Below are 691 nucleotides of genomic sequence, written 5' to 3' on the forward strand. Positions count from 1 at the left end.
ACCGATGCCACCCGCGTCGCCTCCTACAATCCCTGGGTCTCGCTGTCGTGGATGGTGACCGGCAAGACCATCGGCGGCCTGCAGCTCTATCCGCGCGCCAACTGCCTCGACCGCGAGACGGCGCTGCGGATGTGGACCGAGAAGGTGCAGTGGTTCTCCAACGAAGAAGACAAGAAGGGCCGGATCGAGACGGGGCAGTTTGCCGACCTGATCGTGCCGAACAAGGACTACTTCGCCTGCGCCGAGGACGAGATCTCGTTCCTGACCTCGGAGCTGACTGTTGTCGGCGGCAAGGTCGTCTATGCGGCCGGCGACTTCGCTTCCCACGACGAGAACCCGGTGCCGCCGGCGATGCCCGACTGGTCGCCGGTTCGCAGCTTCGGCGGTTATGCCGCCTGGGGCGAGCCCGATGGTGCCGGCAAGAACTCGCTCCGGCGCACGGCGATCACCGCGTGCGGCTGCGCCAGCAATTGCGGTCTGCATGGTCACGACCATGCCGGCGCCTGGACGTCAAAGCTGCCGATCGCCGATCTCAAGGGCTTCTTCGGCGCACTCGGCTGCTCCTGCTGGGCCGTGTGACGACGGTGGAAGGGCGCAAAATGAAAACGATCGTCGGCGCCGCCGCATTGGCAGCCTCCATCCTGATCACTTCGTCGGCGGCACTCGGCGACGATGGTGCACCCGCAAAAGA

At 65.7% G+C, this 691-nt stretch carries 1 protein-coding gene; it reads left to right on the plus strand.

Translation table 11 applies throughout. The features are described 5' to 3' along the window. A partial coding sequence (locus tag IB265_RS36250; RefSeq protein ID WP_192496227.1) for an amidohydrolase family protein occupies positions 1-579 on the plus strand: 579 nt, incomplete at its 5' end. Positions 580-691: the final 112 nt, after the last annotated feature.

The organism is Ensifer sp. ENS10, from assembly GCF_014852025.1.
Lineage (GTDB): Bacteria > Pseudomonadota > Alphaproteobacteria > Rhizobiales > Rhizobiaceae > Ensifer.